Raw genomic sequence first — 13,992 nt, forward strand, 5'->3', positions numbered from 1 at the left:
TCCGGACAGCGCGGCTCCGGACGGCGCTGCTCCGGACCACGCGGTTCCGGACCACGCCAAGCGGCAGCGCGACATGGCCGGGCTGGAGGCCGGGCTCGACGCTCTGGACACCGTACAGACCGGACGTACGCCGCTGCGCGAGACCCTCGTCCAGAAGGTCCTGCCACCGGCCGTCGCCGTCGTGCTGGTGCTGGCGGTCTGGCAGATCCTGGTCTGGGCCCAGGTCACGGACAGCTACAAGCTGCCCTCGCCGGGCGCGGTGTGGGGCGAGGTCACCGACGCCTGGCTCCAGGGCACACTGCTCGACTACATCTGGACCAGCGTCTCGCGCGGCCTGCTGGGCTTCCTGCTGGCGCTGGTGATCGGCACCCCGCTGGGGCTGCTGGTCGCCCGCGTGAAGTTCATCCGCGCGGCCATCGGGCCGATCCTGTCCGGACTCCAGTCGCTTCCTTCGGTCGCCTGGGTGCCGCCCGCGGTGATCTGGCTGGGGCTGAACGACTCGATGATGTACGCGGTCATCCTGCTCGGCGCGGTTCCCTCGATCGCCAACGGCCTGGTGTCCGGAGTCGACCAGGTCCCGCCGCTCTTCCTGCGCGCCGGGCGCACGCTGGGCGCGACCGGACTGCGCGGCACCTGGCACATCGTGCTGCCGGCCGCGCTGCCCGGCTATCTGGCCGGGCTGAAGCAGGGCTGGGCGTTCTCGTGGCGGTCGCTGATGGCCGCGGAGATCATCGCGTCCTCGCCCGATCTCGGCGTGGGACTCGGCCAGCTGCTGGAGAACGGCCGTACGGCCAGCAGCATGCCGATGGTGTTCCTCGCGATCTTCCTGATCCTGATCGTCGGAATCGCCATCGACCTGCTGATCTTCAGCCCGCTGGAGCGGCGGGTACTGCGCAGCCGTGGTCTGCTGGTCAAGAGCTGATCTGGTGAAGAGCTGATTCCCATGCGCATGCGCCGTCCAGGACACCGCCACGCCGTGCACCGCCCCACGTTGGTGCAGGGCCACCCCGCCCACGAGCCGGTTCTGCTGCTCGTGGCACACGGCAGCCGCGATCCCCGGCACGCCGCGACCATGCACGCCCTTACCCGGCGGCTGCGCTCGCTGCGTCCGGGGACACGCGTGGAGTGCGGTTTCCTGGACTTCAACGCCCCGTCGGTGTCCCAGGTGCTGGACCGGCTGGCGCTGAAGGGCGTACGGGACGTGATCGCCCTGCCGCTGCTGCTGACGCGCGCGTTCCACGCCAAGTCGGATATTCCGTCCGTCCTGAGCGAGGCGTCGGTGCGCCATCCGGCGCTGCGGATCCGGCAGGCCGGGGTGCTGGGGCCCTCTCCGCTGCTGACGGACGCGCTGGAGCGGCGGCTGTACGAGGCCGGTCTCACTCCGGCCGACAAGAGCTCGACCGGCGTCGTCCTGGCCTCGGCGGGCTCCTCGGACCCGGAGGCGATCGCGGCGATCGCGCACATCGCGCGGGAGTGGCGGCACACCGGTTGGTGCGCCGTGCGGCCCGCGTTCGCCTCCGCGTCCCTCCCCCGTACCGAGGACGCGGTGCGGGCGCTGCGCGCCGACGGTGTACGACGGGTCGCCGTGGCCCCCTATGTGATCGCCCCCGGCCGGCTTCCGGACCGTATCGCGGCGGGCGCGCGGGAGGCCGGCGCGGACATCCTGGCCGGGGTACTGGGCCCGGCCCCGGAACTGGCCCGGCTGCTGCTGGAGCGCTTCGACGCATCGCTTCCCACGAGGGCGGGCACGGGCGTCCGGGCTGCCTGAGCGGGCGGTGCCCCACCCGCGGATCCTGACCGGGGGCGAGCCCCGGTCAGGCCGTACGCCGTACCTCTGCCGCCGGCACGTCGTCGGTGTCACCTCGGTGTCACCGAAGCGGATACGGGCACCCGATCACGTGTCAGCCGCCGAGCGAGGCGATGGGACCCGGCGCCCGACGGTACTGAACCGATCCGGCCCCCCGTCCCGCCACCGACAACCCGCGGAGAACCGCCATGGCAGACTTTTCCGGACTCGAACTCGACGCGTTGTGGACGGAGTTCCACGACGTCATCAACATGACCTCCCAGGAGATCGCCGCCCAGCTCGGCGAGGACGACGACGCCGACGGGGCGGACGAGGCCGAGGAGACCGGGCCTCAGGTGCTCTCGATCCTTCAGAAGCGGCGCACGGACCTGACCGACGAGGACATCCGCGTGATGTACCTGGTGGTCGACATCGTCGAGGCTCAGGCGGACGCCGCCTCCGGGACCGACGCCGACGCCACGCGACGACGCCACCGGCTGATGAAGTTGGGGCACGATCCGCGGAAAGCCGCCTGACTCCCGCAAGGCCCCCAGGGGCACGGCCCCAGTGGACGGCGAAAGGGCCGGCCGACACCGTTGTGTCGGCCGGCCCTCGGCCGGTTCGGGAGCGGTCGGCTCCCTGGCGCGTGTTGCGAGAGCAGCGCCTGATCGTTCAGATCCGGCCGCCGGTCAGCCGGGTCAGAGGGCCGCTCCCCGTCCTGGCGGAGTGACGCCCCGCGGCGAACGCGGCACCCATGGCACCGGCCAGCCCCGCGCCCGCACCAGCGGCGACGACCTTTCTGCTCTTCACCATCGTCCACGCGGTGACAGCGGTGGAGGCGACCTTCCCGCCGACGGAGATCGCGGCCTGCTTGCCGCTGTGGACTCCACCGGCCGCCACCCGCCCCACACGTGTGGTCACCGCACCGACCGCCCGGGTACCGGACTTCGCGGATTCCTCGGCGGCGTGGGCCGAGGACTGTGCCTTCGACACGGACCGGGAAGCCTCCCGCCTGGCCCGGTCGCCGTCAGCCTCGGCCTTGCGCCGTGCCGCGGTTCCGGTGCGGGAAACGGTCTCCCCGCTGCTGGAAATCGCGGTCTTGGCGCTGCGCGTCGGCTTTCCGTTATTGCTGGCATTCGCGTTCTTGTTGTCTTCGGCCATGACCACCGTGTAACCCCTCAACTGCGAGTAAAACATGGGGATCACGCGTACGTCAGGAATCGTTGCGCGGCAGCAGCGATCCCAACGGGCCCAGATCCAGGTTGAGATCGTCCATCGTGAGGCCGTACCGGTCACAGAGTTCGGACATACGGTCCTGGAGAATCATCAGCGTCATCCCGATCCGTTCCTCCTGGTCCTCACTCAGATCTCCCTGATCGACACGGTGCAATGCGGTGCGCTCCATGAGCTGGCGCAGCAGCTCGACAATCGTCAGCACCAATTTGATGAGGTCGCGTTCCACCGTTTCCGGATCGGTTTTCAGCCGTTGGGCGATGTCGCCACCGGACTTCGCGTCGTCGGACGACGCCGGTACCAGATCGAATGCCCGTGCCGCCGCCCGCGCCACGTCCTCGAATCCGGAACCGGAATCGGCTTGCGTCTCTTCGGATTCATGCGTCATGTCAGGACACTCATCACCAGGGGGACGGATTGTCGGGGGTGACCGAGTGGATGACGGCACGCAGATTGATGCGGACCAGATCCACGTCGGCGACGGACAGGACGAGATCCCCGGTGAGCACGGCGCCGCCGGTCAGGAGGCGGTCCAGGAGATCGATCAGAGCGACCTGACGGCCGGCGAGGGAGTCCTCGTCGGCGAAGCCATTGGCGCTCACGGGGAGTTCATCGCTCATCAGCGTCTCCGGTCCCGGTCGGGGTGGGGTGCGGGGGCAGGCTCGGAGTCGATTCCGGAATCGACTCCGGAATCGACTCCGGAGTCGCGAAGGAGTACGGCGCCCAGGGGCCCGTCACCTCCACGCGCACGCCGGAGGCACCGTCGGCCGTCAGGCCGTTCAGGGCCGCGCGGAACGCGTCAACGTGCCCGACCGGGACGAGATACGCCTCGTTGGCGATGTTCTCGCCGGCTCCCGAGGCGAGTTCGCCCTGCTGGGGGCGGTGCGCGACCCTGGCCCGTACGAGAGCGCCCACCCGTCCGGGCACCTGCGCGGCGACGGAGCCGGCCGCCCGGTATGCGTCCTGATGGCCGCGTCGCTGCTCCCGGCGCCGGCGTAAGTAGGCCCGGCCGGGGCTTTCCTGGCGGTCGGTGGCAGCCGGGGCGGGCCTCGTCGTGACGGCCGTCGCGCGTGGGTCGGCGTACACCTTGACGCCCATCTCGACGTGGCCCTCCAGCCGCGCGAGCAACTCGCCGAACCTCTGGCCTCCCTCCTGGAGCATGGCCGCCACGCGCGTGTCGTCCAGATACACCGTGGCCAGCCGCATGGGCAGGGCCGTGGTCGCCCCGCAGGCCGCTTCGACGACCGCGTGGTGCGAGCGGGCGATCATCTCCAGCCGCTCCAGATCCTCCATCTGGGCCTTCATGCCCTCCGTACCGAACTCGTCGGCCGGGACGGAGGAGACGAGAGCCGCGAGCCCGCCGTCGCACACGGTCCGCAGGTCACCTCCCCCCAGTCCCGTCAGCCGCGGAGCCTCCGTACGGAGGAGGGTGTCGCTCCGGCCGATGGCATAGACGTAGGAGACCCACGCCCGCGACGGCGCGGTCGTCCGAGGCCCTGGTATGTGACCGGCTTCCGGCTGTGCGTTGTCGTTCACCGGGCTGTCTCCCCACTGGCCGTTTCCTCGCCGGCCGTGTCCGCGCTGCCCGTGTCCGCGCCGGCCGTTTCCTCGTCAGCCGTGTCCGCGCCGGCCGTTTTCCCACGGGCTTTTTCTCCACTGGCCGCGCCATCCGCGAGCGCGTCCCGCGACCGTGTCGCCGTCCGACCGGGCAGGCCTGCCGCCGCCCGCAGTTCGGCGATCTCGGCCCGCAGCAGTGCGATCTCCTCGGCGGCTCCCCGACCGTCCACGGCCGGCCCGGGGGCGGCCCCGTCGGAGACCTCCTGCGGGACGCGCGCCCGGGAGGACAGGGAGGGGTCGTGCTCCCACCAGTCGATGCCCATCTCCTTCGCCTTGTCCACGGAGGCGACGAGGAGGCGAAGCTTGATCGTCAGCAGTTCGATGTCGAGCAGGTTGATCTGGATGTCACCCGCGATGACGACGCCTTTGTCCAGGACGCGTTCGAGGATGTCGGCGAGGTTGGCGGAAGACTCTTGCCGGCCGTACGGGCTCCCGGAGGAAGGTCCCATACGGCCGGCCAGGGAATCGGACACGTGAGGTCAGCCTCATCTTTCTCTGTGCTGGTGAAAGATCTCTCCGCGCTGATGACAGCGGATCGACGGATCAGGAGGATCGACGAGTCAGGAGGATCGACGGGTCAGCGACGCGCCGAGGCGGTACGGCGCCGGGGGCGGCGAGCCGGGCGCTCACGCACGGGCTCCTCGTCCTCCGCGGCTTCCGCGTTCTCGTCGAACCGGGTGTCGCCGTCGGCCTCGCTCTCCGGTTCCGTCTCGTCCTCGACGTCGTACTCGTCCTCGACGTCGTACTCGTCATCGACGTCGTCGTGCCGGTCCACGAATTCGTCGTCGGAGTCCGCTTCCCCGTCCACATCGGAGCCCGTGTCATCGTCGGCGTCCGCGTCGTGGAGCTCTTCGTTCCCGTCGAACTCCTCGGGGTCGCGGTCGACGCCCTCTTCCGCGCGCTCCCGCTCGACGGCTTCCTCGTGGCCGAGCACCACCTCACCGTCCTGGATCTCACCTCGCCAGCCGTCCGTGGCCTCGCCCCGCAGCATGATGAACTTGCGGTAGAGCTTCAGGTCCAGCCGGGCCCGACGGCCCTGGGCGCGCCAGATGTTGCCGGTCTTCTCGAACAGGCCCTTCGGGAAGTATTCGAGCACCAGCAGGACGCGGGTCAGTGTGTCGGTGATCGGATGGAAGGTCACCACACCCTTGACGGTGCCCTTCGCGCCTTCCGTGGTCCAGGTGATCCGCTCGTCCGGTACCTGCTCGGTGACGTTCGCCTTCCAACTGCGCGTGGACTTGGCGACCTTCACCTTCCAGTTGCTGCTGGTGTCATCGGCCTTCTCGACACTGACGACGCCCTTGGCGAAGGTGCTGAACTCCTGGAACTGCGTCCACTGGTCGTAGGCCTCGCGAACAGGCACGCCGACGTCGATGTCCTCGACGATCGTCACGCTCCTGGCCTTGCCACCGCCGCCCTTGCGGCCCTTGCCGAACAGCCCCTTGATCTTGTCCTTGACCGTGTCCTTCAGCCGGGAAGCCCCCACCGCGAGCGCGGCCTGACCCGGCGTCCTGCCCTCGCCGAGCGCCTTGCCTCCCGCGGCGAGGCCGCTCACGAGTCCGCCCGGCCCCCGGCCGGGTTCGCCGAGCTTGCCGACGCTCTCCCCGAGCTTGTGCCCGAGGCCGGTCACGGCGTGCTGGGCACGGGCCTGGAGGTAGTTCCGCAGTTCTTCCTTGAGCCGGTCGGTGGCCGGGTTCTTCGCCACCTCATCCTTGATCCTGCCGAGAGCCGAGTCAGCCATTGCGGCCTCCACTCGCCCGCCGCGCCGACGAGGCGGCGGCCCTGCCGGCCCCCGAGGCGCTCTTACGGACCCCGGACGCGGCCTTACGGGTCCCGGACGCGGCCTTACGGGTAGCCGCCGGGGCGGTCTTACGCGTCGCGGACGTGGCCTTTCGCGCGCCGGACGCGGGCTTCGGCTTCTCGTCCGCCCCGTTGACCTCGTCGTCCTGGACACGGGCCCTGCCCGTCGGATCGTCGAGTTCGCGCGTCCGGTCGTGGAGAGAGTCGGCGAGACCGGAGACCCGCTGAGTGAGGGCCGTGGTGGCCGCCGATTTCGTGGCATCCACCAATTCCCTGCGCACCTGGTCGTTGAGGCCACCGAGAACCGGAGAATTGGCCACAAGCTTGCTCAGTTGCCGCGGGTCCAGGCTCAGTTTCCGGCCGGCCAGGAACATACCCAGCCCGATGGCCAGCTTCGCTTTCTTCGTACGTCCTAAGAAGTAGCCCCCGACGAGGGCCACTCCTATCTTGGCGTTGTTCATCATCTCTCGTGCACCTCGTTCTCCCCCTGATAAATGTTCCTGATGAGTGTTCCCTCTCACGACAAGGAGTCAGCTCCTCAGACTTCGCTGATATGACTCCAGCCATTGCAGCCGGTCCAGCAGTTCGTCCTCGCGGCGGTCGAATTCCTCTTCCCCCACCCGGCCGGCCAGCAATTCCCTTTCCAGTGCGACCAGTTCCCTGCGCACGGGTTCCGGGTCGTAGTACTCGCGCTCCGCGGTGAGCAATACCTGGTCGAGGACCCAGGCCGTGCCGCGCATCGGCGCGAGCGGAAAGGTCAGAATCTGAGTGATGAGGCCCATGGCGGAATCCTCCGCGTCCTTGTGTCAGGGAATCCTTGTGTCAGCGAATCCTGATGTCGGAGCGTCCCGATGTCGGAGCATCCCGATGTCGGAGTGTCCTGATTCGGAGCGTCCCGATTCGGAGCTCCCGGTGTCAGACAAAGCTGTAGGGCGGCAGCGGCCCGTGCAGGTTCACCGTGTAGGCGTCGCCCCGCCGTTCGGCCTCTTCATGTACCGCCTGCGAGAACGCCGCCGCCTTTTCCCGCTTGACGAGGAACGACACACTCAGGAAGTGGCTCTGGGTCGGCTCCCCGACGGCGGTACGGACGGCGGCCGGCGTGAGGCGGGCCACCACGTCCTTTCCCTCGTTCGCCTGGCGGGCCTGGATCTCGCGCGAGATCAGCTCGCCGAGCGCCATCTTCTCCTCGTGGGCGGCGGGGTTCTGCCGCGTGATGGCGTTCAGTCGCCGTACCTCGCCGGACTCGCCGACGACCTCGCGCAGCAGGTCGTCCTCGTCGCGCGACATCTTGAGGTGGTACTCCAGGCAGCCGTCCAGTTCCTTGAGCCGGTCGGTGTACGTCTCCCGGTGCTCCTCCAGGGCCGCGCGTACCTGCTCGTCGTCCGGACCGACCAGACCGAAGCGCATCGGCAGCGCGGCACCGTCCGCCATGAGACGTTCCAGTACGCCTTGGTGCGCTGCCAAATCCCGGCGCTTGGCGCGCAGTTGCGCCGGTGCGTCGCTGACCACCGCGTTGAGCGGACCCGAGCTGACCGTACGTAACTCCGCGGCGGGATCACCGATCCCGTTCACGCCGTCCAGGCGCAGCGGATGATCCCCCGCGGTGACCGCGTAGATGTACGTGGGCACCGTCACTCCCCTCCCCGGCGGGATGTACGGCGGCTCGCGGAGGCCGACTTGCGTGCCGGGCGCTCCTCGCGTTCCGCGTCCTCCTCCTCGGCGTCGTCACGGCCCCGCTGGAGGGAGTCGCCTAACGCCTCCACGGCTCCCGTCAGCACACCCTTCGACTTTCCTTTGGCACCGTCCTCGGTCATGTCGCCCACCAGGTCGGTGAGTTGACTCGGCGCCTTGCGTCCGGACTCCAGGTCCAGCCGGTTGCACGCCTCGGCGAACCGGAGGTAGGTGTCGACACTGGCGACGACAACACGGACATCGATCTTGAGTATCTCGATACCGACGAGGGAGACCCGTACGAAGGCATCGATCACCAGCCCGCGGTCCAGGATGAGTTCGAGGATGTCGTAGAGATTTCCGGTGCCACCCCCACCGCCGGATGAGCTGGACTGCTGGACAACGCTCATGGTCGAGCTTCCTTTCGTTGACTTGGATGACCTGGGCGAGCGGCATGGTCGTGTTCCTGATCGCGTGCCGCCGGTTCCGCCATCGGTTCAGCGGCGGTCGATCTGGCCCCTCGCGTAACGACGAGTCCGCTCGTAACCCATCAGTTGGCCCTGTCCGTCGAGGTGGACGCGGTACGACGCCATCACGCTCGACGTGTCCGGGACTCTTTCGACCTCCACCACTTCGACGTCCGCGGTCCACCCGTCCTCGGTGGCCTTGAGTGCGGACACGGAGCCGGGTTCACACCGGAGCATCTCCGCGAGTTGCTCCACAGCGAGCCGCATCGCCGCGGGAGCCGCGAGCCGCTTCGGGCGGTCCTGGTCCTGGGTGTCCCGGGCGTCCCGGGCGTCCCGGGCGTCCCGGGCGTCCCGGGCGTCCCGGGCGTCCTGGGTTTCCTGGGTTTCCTGGGTTTCCTGGCGGTCCCGGCCGCTCGTATCGCTCTTGCTCTCCGCTGTCGCCATGATCCCGTCCGCCGTCCATGATGAGGGGTTTCCGTGAAGCAACTGCGCCTTTTTTGCGGTCAGTTGAGGACCGAGTGCCCCTGCGATCCGAACGTATGCCCAAGCTTTCGACGCGGGCCGGAACCCGTCGCCGGGCCGTGAACATGTGATAGCGGCGCCCTTCGTCCGGGTCAGGCCGGGACGTAGGGCGCCGCTACGGGATGGTGGCCGCTACAGCGGCGGGGACGGCCTCACTCCACGCGGGACCGGTCCCGCGAACCGCCGTCGTCCTCGTCGTCGGCACCTGGCACGTGTACATCGAGGACGCTCACATTGACCTCGACGACTTCCAGCCCTGTCATCGTCTGCACCGCGTCGGCGACGTCGGACCTGATGCCCTTGGCGGCGTCGGCGATCCGTGTCCCGTATTCGACAACGATTTCAAGATCGATGGCCGCCTGCTTCTCGCCCACCTCCACCTTCACGCCCCGCGAGGGGTCGTCGGAACCGGACACCTTTCCGCGCATGGCGCCCAGGGTGCGGGAGACGCCTCCGCCCATCGCGTACACACCGGGCGACTCGCGGGTCGCGATGCCGGCGATGGCAGAGACGACCGAGTCGGCGATGACCGTCTTGCCCGCCACAGCGCCCCTGTTCCTGCCGGTGCCGGTGTTCCTGTCGGTGCCGGTGGACGTGGAGGCCGTCGCGAATTGATTGGCTGTCATGAGGAGTTCCCTTCCCGGAGTAAGCGGGCTGTTGGCATGGACGGGCCTCAGTGGCCCGCGCCGGAGGCACCACCGAAGAGTCGGGCCAGCGCCCGGAACGGGAGCGTGACGACCGTGGCGATCGTGCCGCCGATCGCGCGGAGCACGTCCGCGATGGCACTGAGCATCTGGGCCTCCTGAAGGCTGCGGATCTGCTGCTGGTGGCGGTGCGAACTCCGCCGGACCGCCGCTGGTGACGCCGGTGCGGGCTCAGCCTGAGCCCTTCGAGGGCGGGTCCTGCCGATTCTTCGGATCCTGTGGGTCCACTCCCGTGACAGCCGAGGCATCCCTGGTGCCACTGGGGCGCCGCGTCCGCCCCTTGGGGCCGGTGTCGTGCGTGCCCTCCCCTCGCGATTTCCTGGCCTGGTCCTCACCGCGCCGGGAGTGACTCTCGACCGGTGTGCCCTCCATCGACTTCTTCTTGTCCTCGTCGGAGGCCTTGCTCCTCGCGTCCGGTTCCGGGGCGTACCGGTCAGGGTGGAAGGAACGATGCGCGCTGGGATTGGACCGCTGAGCGGTCTCGTCCACATCCGGCGACCACCCGTGCTGCTCACGTCCCTCGAAACGGCTCGCGCCCTCGCCGTGCGGGGGATGGCTGCGCTTCTTCGACATCAAAGGCCTGCCCATCCGCGCCATAGGCGCATATCGGTGCGTACTCCTCATAATACGCAAATCACTCTATGGAGTGATGTGGGAAAACGACCGGAGGGCGGTGACCGTTGTCCGCCGCCCCGTCCGGCGGGCCATCAGCGGGGCCTGCTCATGATGCGGCGGGCGGAATAACCATGAGACTTGCCCTATGGCAGACCAAGGACCTGCACGGGGCGGCCCCACGTCGTCCGGGCCCCGTCGGCACGTTTCCTCCGCGCAGGATCCACGACTCGATCAGGACAGCGGCCTCCGCGCGGGCGGGCGCCCACGTCGTTCCTCGGCGGGCTGACCGGTGGCTCCCCCGGGTGTGTACGTCTACGGCATCGTCCAGGCGGAGCGGACGGTCCCGCCGGGCATCGGCGGCCTGGGAATCCCGCCCCTGCCCCTTCGCGTCATTACGGAGGGGCCGGTCGGCGCCGTCGTCAGCGCTGCCCCGTCGAGGCTGCGCGCGCGTCGCCGCGATCCGCTCACGCACCAGCGGCTGCTGTTACGGCTCGCCGAGACCGGGCCGGTGCTGCCGATGCGGTTCGGTACGGTCGCGCCCGACGAGGCGGCGGTCCGCGAGCGGCTGGCCCTCACCGGGAACCGCCGGCTGGCGGCCCTGGAGCGGCTGGCCGGCCGGGTCGAGGTGAACGTCAGAGCACTCGCCGCCCCGGACGCCCTGGCGGGCCTCGTACGCGAGGACCGCACCATCCAGCGGCTTCGTGAGGCCGCCCACCGCCGTCCGGGACGCGAGGCGAACATGCGGCTGGGCGAAGCGGTGCTTGCCGCGCTGTCGCGCAGGGCGGTCGAGGCAGGACGGCATGCCGTCCTCGAACTGACACCGCTGGCCCACGCCGTCGCGGCCGGACCGCGGGTCTCCGGCTGTCTCCTCAGTATGTCGTTCCTCGTCGACCGGACGGCCGTGGACCGGTTCCGTACAGCCGCCGCGGATTTCGCCACGCTCCGTCATGAGCATGTGGTTCTGCGCGTCGCGGGCCCGCTGCCCTGCTACAGCTTCGTACGCGAAGCCCCTCTCGCGGGCGCGGGAGCACCCGCGGGCCCCGATCCGGGAGCGGGAGGGGAAGCGGAGGTGTGACAGGCGCGCCGAAGCCGTGCCGCCGTTGGCTTACGGGGCCCGGCCCGCCCGGACGCCGTAAGCCGCAGTACCGTCCCGGGCATGGTCCAGGACACTTCCCGCCGGGCGGGGATCGGTCCGTGGCCGACATGAACGGCCTGGAGACACTCAGCCCCCTGCGTTTTCCGGATCACGGGTCAGCTCCACCAGCTTGAGAACGGTGTTCCAGTTGCGGCTCGTGGCGGTGATCCCCTTGAACAGGGACGGCCTGGCCAGTGCGTCGCCGAGCTTGGAGCGGCCGAGGCCGTTCGGGGCGTACAGATACAGCGCCCGGTCGCCCAGCCGGAACTCCTCGGGGAGGTACCTGTCCCGGTCGAGCGAGGCGAACCGCTCGGGGTCCACCGGCTCGGAGAAGAAGGTGAGATGGAGTTGCCTGCCCTCCAGCGTGTCGGCGGGGAACGGGCAGGCGTCGGTCACGGCCCGCAGATACGCGCCGTCGCGCACCAGGCAGTCGACGCCGAACCCGAAGCGCTGCTCGATGGCGCGCTCCAGGGCCGCGGCGAGGGCACTCTCGTCGTCGGACGCGCTGGTGAAGACGGCGTTGCCGCTCTGGAGGTAGGTACGGACATCACCGTGGCCCAGCCCGGAGAGCAGCTCGCGAAGGTCCCCCATCGGGACACGCCGATGGCCGCTCACATTGATGCCGCGCAGCAGCGCCGCGTACGTCGTGGTCATGAGCACACGATAGGACGGCTGGTTTTCGGCCTGGGGCCGCCTCCGTGCGCACGCGGGCCGCGCGGCCCCGGGGGCCGTTCCGAACGGAGGGCGGCCGCCGTGCTCCGTGGGGGAGAGCACGGCGGCCGCCGGATCCGGGATCTTCTCGTCGTCGGATTCGTGGATCTCCGACGCACTGGTTCGAGAACCCTGACCGATTGACGCGCTCAGTTCAAGTGCTTCATGCAGCTGTGACTTAGCGAACAAACCTCCGTAACAAGAAACAGGCCAGTGCGGGACACGTCGGACTCGTCCGCCAACCCCTTTCCGGGGAACGGGACTTCGGCCCTCCCTGGCAGGGAGTCACCCGCTCGGCACGGAGAAGGGGACCGTCCTGCCCGGCCGTCGGCGGGCAGGACGATACGGCTTGAACACGACCCCGATCCCGGGGCGTCAGACCGCGCTTCCGGGCTGCTCCGTCCCGCCCAGGCCCGTCCCGGCCGGGTCCGCCTCGTCCGTCGTGGCCGGGTCCGCCCGGGGCAGCTCCGCCTCGATCAGGTCCGCCGCCCGCCGCGTGCCGCCCTCCGTCGCCATCGCGCGCTGGATCTCGGCGAGTTTGCCGGCCACTTCGGGATCCGAGTCCAGCGCCAGGACGGCCTCACGCAACGCCTCTGCGGTCGCCTGCGCCGTGTCGAGCCGACGGGCCACCCCCAGGGAGACGAGCACGTCGGCGTTGCCGAACTGGTCGACCGCCTGCGGTACGGCGACCATCGGGGTCGCCGTCGCGAGGCCCTCCTGGCTGCCGCCGGCGCCCGCGTGCGTGACGAAGACGTCGGCCTGCTTGAGGACGGCGAGCTGCGGCACCCAGTTCCGCACCTCGAAGTTCGCCGGGATCTCACCCAGCTCCGACTCCTCGACGTGCTTGCCGATCTGGAGCACCACATGCCAGTCGGGCAGGTCCCGGAACGCCTTGACGCACTCACGGTAGAAGCCGGGCTGCTTGGTGAACGCCGAACCGAGCGAGACCAGCAGCACCTTCTCCGCCCCCGCGGGCCGCCGCCACTCCCCCTGCTCCGTACGGTCGCCCTGGCAGGCGCCGACGAAGGTGAACACGGACTCGTCCACGCAATCGGCCTTGTACTGGAGCGCCTTGGGGATCAGCACGATGGAGCGGCCGGGCTCGGCGGCCAGCATGTCCAGGTCGGTATGGCCCATGTCGTGTTCTTCGAGCCAGCTCGCGAAGCGCGCGCGGTACGCCCTGCCGCGCTCGGATGCCCTGAGCTCGGCGAGCATGGGCTCGGCGACCTCCTCCATGTACCCCTTCCAGGCGACCATGTGCGTCGAGAACTGGATGAACGGGACTCCCCAGCGGTGCGCGAGGACAGGCGCCGGATAGGACGTCGTGTCACCGAGGACCAGGTCGGGGCGGTCGTCCTCGAACGTGTCGGCCAGTTGGGGCAGCGCCTGGATCGCGTCGTCGAGGAACGGACGCAGATTGTCGATCAGCTCCGTGCCCCAGGCCTCGGCGCCGTCCTCGGGGGTCGGCAGGACCGAGGTGTAGATCACCGGCTCGGCACCGGTGGCCGCGATCTTCTCCGCGAAGAGGGCGGGGATCGCGTAACTGACGCGGTGCCCCCGGGCGACCAGTTCCCGGATCACTTCCAGACTCGGATTCACATGGCCGTGGGCGGCGATGGAGAACATGGCGATATGGGCACGCTTCGATACGGTCACGCCCAGACCGTAGGCGAGACGAAACGCCGTGTGCAAAGCAATTGGGCCGTCGGCTCCTCCCCTTCCGTCTCCCCC

18 protein-coding genes and 2 pseudogenes are annotated in these 13,992 nt (G+C 69.5%); 4 read left to right on the top strand and 16 right to left on the bottom strand.

Features of this window, described 5'->3' with window-relative positions:
- Nucleotides 1–73 precede the first annotated feature (73 nt).
- The 3 genes from ACIOJD_RS19215 to ACIOJD_RS19225 all read left to right on the top strand — a co-directional run bounded on the left by ACIOJD_RS19215 (nucleotide 74) and on the right by ACIOJD_RS19225 (nucleotide 2,322).
- Nucleotides 74–922, top strand: coding sequence for an ABC transporter permease (locus ACIOJD_RS19215; protein ID WP_401915543.1), 849 nt, complete (start codon nucleotides 74–76; stop codon nucleotides 920–922).
- A 27-nt stretch (nucleotides 923–949) separates the two neighbouring features.
- Nucleotides 950–1,768, top strand: a complete 819-nt coding sequence (locus ACIOJD_RS19220) for a sirohydrochlorin chelatase (RefSeq protein ID WP_401915545.1) — start codon at nucleotides 950–952, stop codon at nucleotides 1,766–1,768.
- Between the two features lie 227 nt (nucleotides 1,769–1,995).
- Nucleotides 1,996–2,322: a DUF3140 domain-containing protein gene (locus ACIOJD_RS19225; RefSeq protein ID WP_401914881.1), complete on the top strand. Its 327-nt coding sequence runs from the start codon at nucleotides 1,996–1,998 to the stop codon at nucleotides 2,320–2,322.
- Nucleotides 2,323–2,458: 136 nt separating this feature from the next.
- On the opposite strand, the gene ACIOJD_RS19230 is transcribed toward ACIOJD_RS19225, so the two are convergent.
- From ACIOJD_RS19230 to ACIOJD_RS19295, 14 genes and pseudogenes are all read right to left on the bottom strand, one after another.
- Nucleotides 2,459–2,947, bottom strand: a complete 489-nt coding sequence (locus ACIOJD_RS19230) for a hypothetical protein (protein ID WP_401914884.1) — start codon at nucleotides 2,945–2,947, stop codon at nucleotides 2,459–2,461.
- Between the two features lie 52 nt (nucleotides 2,948–2,999).
- Nucleotides 3,000–3,407, bottom strand: a complete 408-nt coding sequence (locus ACIOJD_RS19235; RefSeq protein WP_401914887.1) for a gas vesicle protein K — start codon at nucleotides 3,405–3,407, stop codon at nucleotides 3,000–3,002.
- Between the two features lie 13 nt (nucleotides 3,408–3,420).
- Nucleotides 3,421–3,639: a gas vesicle protein gene (locus ACIOJD_RS19240; RefSeq protein WP_401914890.1), complete on the bottom strand. Its 219-nt coding sequence runs from the start codon at nucleotides 3,637–3,639 to the stop codon at nucleotides 3,421–3,423.
- Entirely contained in the window at nucleotides 3,629–4,555 is a 927-nt protein-coding gene (locus tag ACIOJD_RS19245) for a GvpL/GvpF family gas vesicle protein (RefSeq protein WP_401914893.1), read from the bottom strand. Before ACIOJD_RS19245 ends, ACIOJD_RS19240 begins: the two co-directional genes overlap by 11 nt.
- A 170-nt stretch (nucleotides 4,556–4,725) precedes the next feature.
- Nucleotides 4,726–5,109 (bottom strand): annotated as a pseudogene (locus ACIOJD_RS19250) (gas vesicle protein); the annotation flags it as partial.
- A gap of 104 nt (nucleotides 5,110–5,213) precedes the next feature.
- Entirely contained in the window at nucleotides 5,214–6,377 is a 1,164-nt protein-coding gene (locus ACIOJD_RS19255; RefSeq protein WP_401914895.1) for an SRPBCC family protein, read from the bottom strand.
- Complete coding sequence (locus tag ACIOJD_RS19260) at nucleotides 6,370–6,900, bottom strand: hypothetical protein (RefSeq protein ID WP_401914896.1); 531 nt, start codon at nucleotides 6,898–6,900, stop codon at nucleotides 6,370–6,372. Before ACIOJD_RS19260 ends, ACIOJD_RS19255 begins: the two co-directional genes overlap by 8 nt.
- 66 nt (nucleotides 6,901–6,966) lie before the next feature.
- Nucleotides 6,967–7,218, bottom strand: a complete 252-nt coding sequence (locus ACIOJD_RS19265; RefSeq protein WP_401914899.1) for a gas vesicle protein GvpG — start codon at nucleotides 7,216–7,218, stop codon at nucleotides 6,967–6,969.
- A 133-nt stretch (nucleotides 7,219–7,351) separates the two neighbouring features.
- Nucleotides 7,352–8,065, bottom strand: coding sequence for a GvpL/GvpF family gas vesicle protein (locus ACIOJD_RS19270; RefSeq protein ID WP_401914902.1), 714 nt, complete (start codon nucleotides 8,063–8,065; stop codon nucleotides 7,352–7,354).
- A 2-nt stretch (nucleotides 8,066–8,067) separates the two neighbouring features.
- Entirely contained in the window at nucleotides 8,068–8,517 is a 450-nt protein-coding gene (locus ACIOJD_RS19275) for a gas vesicle structural protein GvpA (protein ID WP_401914905.1), read from the bottom strand.
- Nucleotides 8,518–8,604: 87 nt separating this feature from the next.
- Nucleotides 8,605–9,018 (bottom strand): gas vesicle protein, encoded by a 414-nt coding sequence (locus ACIOJD_RS19280; protein WP_401914908.1) that lies wholly within the window; start codon nucleotides 9,016–9,018, stop codon nucleotides 8,605–8,607.
- 230 nt (nucleotides 9,019–9,248) lie between these two features.
- On the bottom strand, nucleotides 9,249–9,722 hold the full coding sequence (locus ACIOJD_RS19285; protein ID WP_401914910.1) for an Asp23/Gls24 family envelope stress response protein: 474 nt from the start codon (nucleotides 9,720–9,722) through the stop codon (nucleotides 9,249–9,251).
- 47 nt (nucleotides 9,723–9,769) lie between these two features.
- Nucleotides 9,770–9,889, bottom strand: a complete 120-nt coding sequence (locus tag ACIOJD_RS19290; RefSeq protein WP_401883954.1) for an LPFR motif small protein — start codon at nucleotides 9,887–9,889, stop codon at nucleotides 9,770–9,772.
- Between the two features lie 82 nt (nucleotides 9,890–9,971).
- A complete protein-coding gene (locus tag ACIOJD_RS19295) occupies nucleotides 9,972–10,373 on the bottom strand; it encodes a hypothetical protein (RefSeq protein WP_401914913.1) in 402 nt (133 codons plus the stop codon).
- A gap of 331 nt (nucleotides 10,374–10,704) precedes the next feature.
- On the opposite strand from ACIOJD_RS19295, the gene ACIOJD_RS19300 reads away from it, so the two are divergent.
- Nucleotides 10,705–11,490, top strand: coding sequence for a GvpL/GvpF family gas vesicle protein (locus ACIOJD_RS19300; protein ID WP_401914916.1), 786 nt, complete (start codon nucleotides 10,705–10,707; stop codon nucleotides 11,488–11,490).
- A gap of 147 nt (nucleotides 11,491–11,637) precedes the next feature.
- Here the strand turns inward: ACIOJD_RS19300 and ACIOJD_RS19305 are convergent, their stop codons facing one another.
- Nucleotides 11,638–12,204 carry a DUF1697 domain-containing protein gene (locus ACIOJD_RS19305; protein ID WP_401914919.1) on the bottom strand — a complete coding sequence of 189 codons (567 nt, stop codon included), beginning with the start codon at nucleotides 12,202–12,204 and terminating at the stop codon, nucleotides 11,638–11,640.
- A gap of 510 nt (nucleotides 12,205–12,714) precedes the next feature.
- Nucleotides 12,715–13,959: pseudogene (gene mgt / locus ACIOJD_RS19310) on the bottom strand (macrolide-inactivating glycosyltransferase); the annotation flags it as partial.
- Nucleotides 13,960–13,992: the final 33 nt, after the last annotated feature.

This window comes from Streptomyces sp. NPDC088116 (genome assembly GCF_044741745.1).
In the GTDB taxonomy this organism is placed as follows: domain Bacteria; phylum Actinomycetota; class Actinomycetes; order Streptomycetales; family Streptomycetaceae; genus Streptomyces.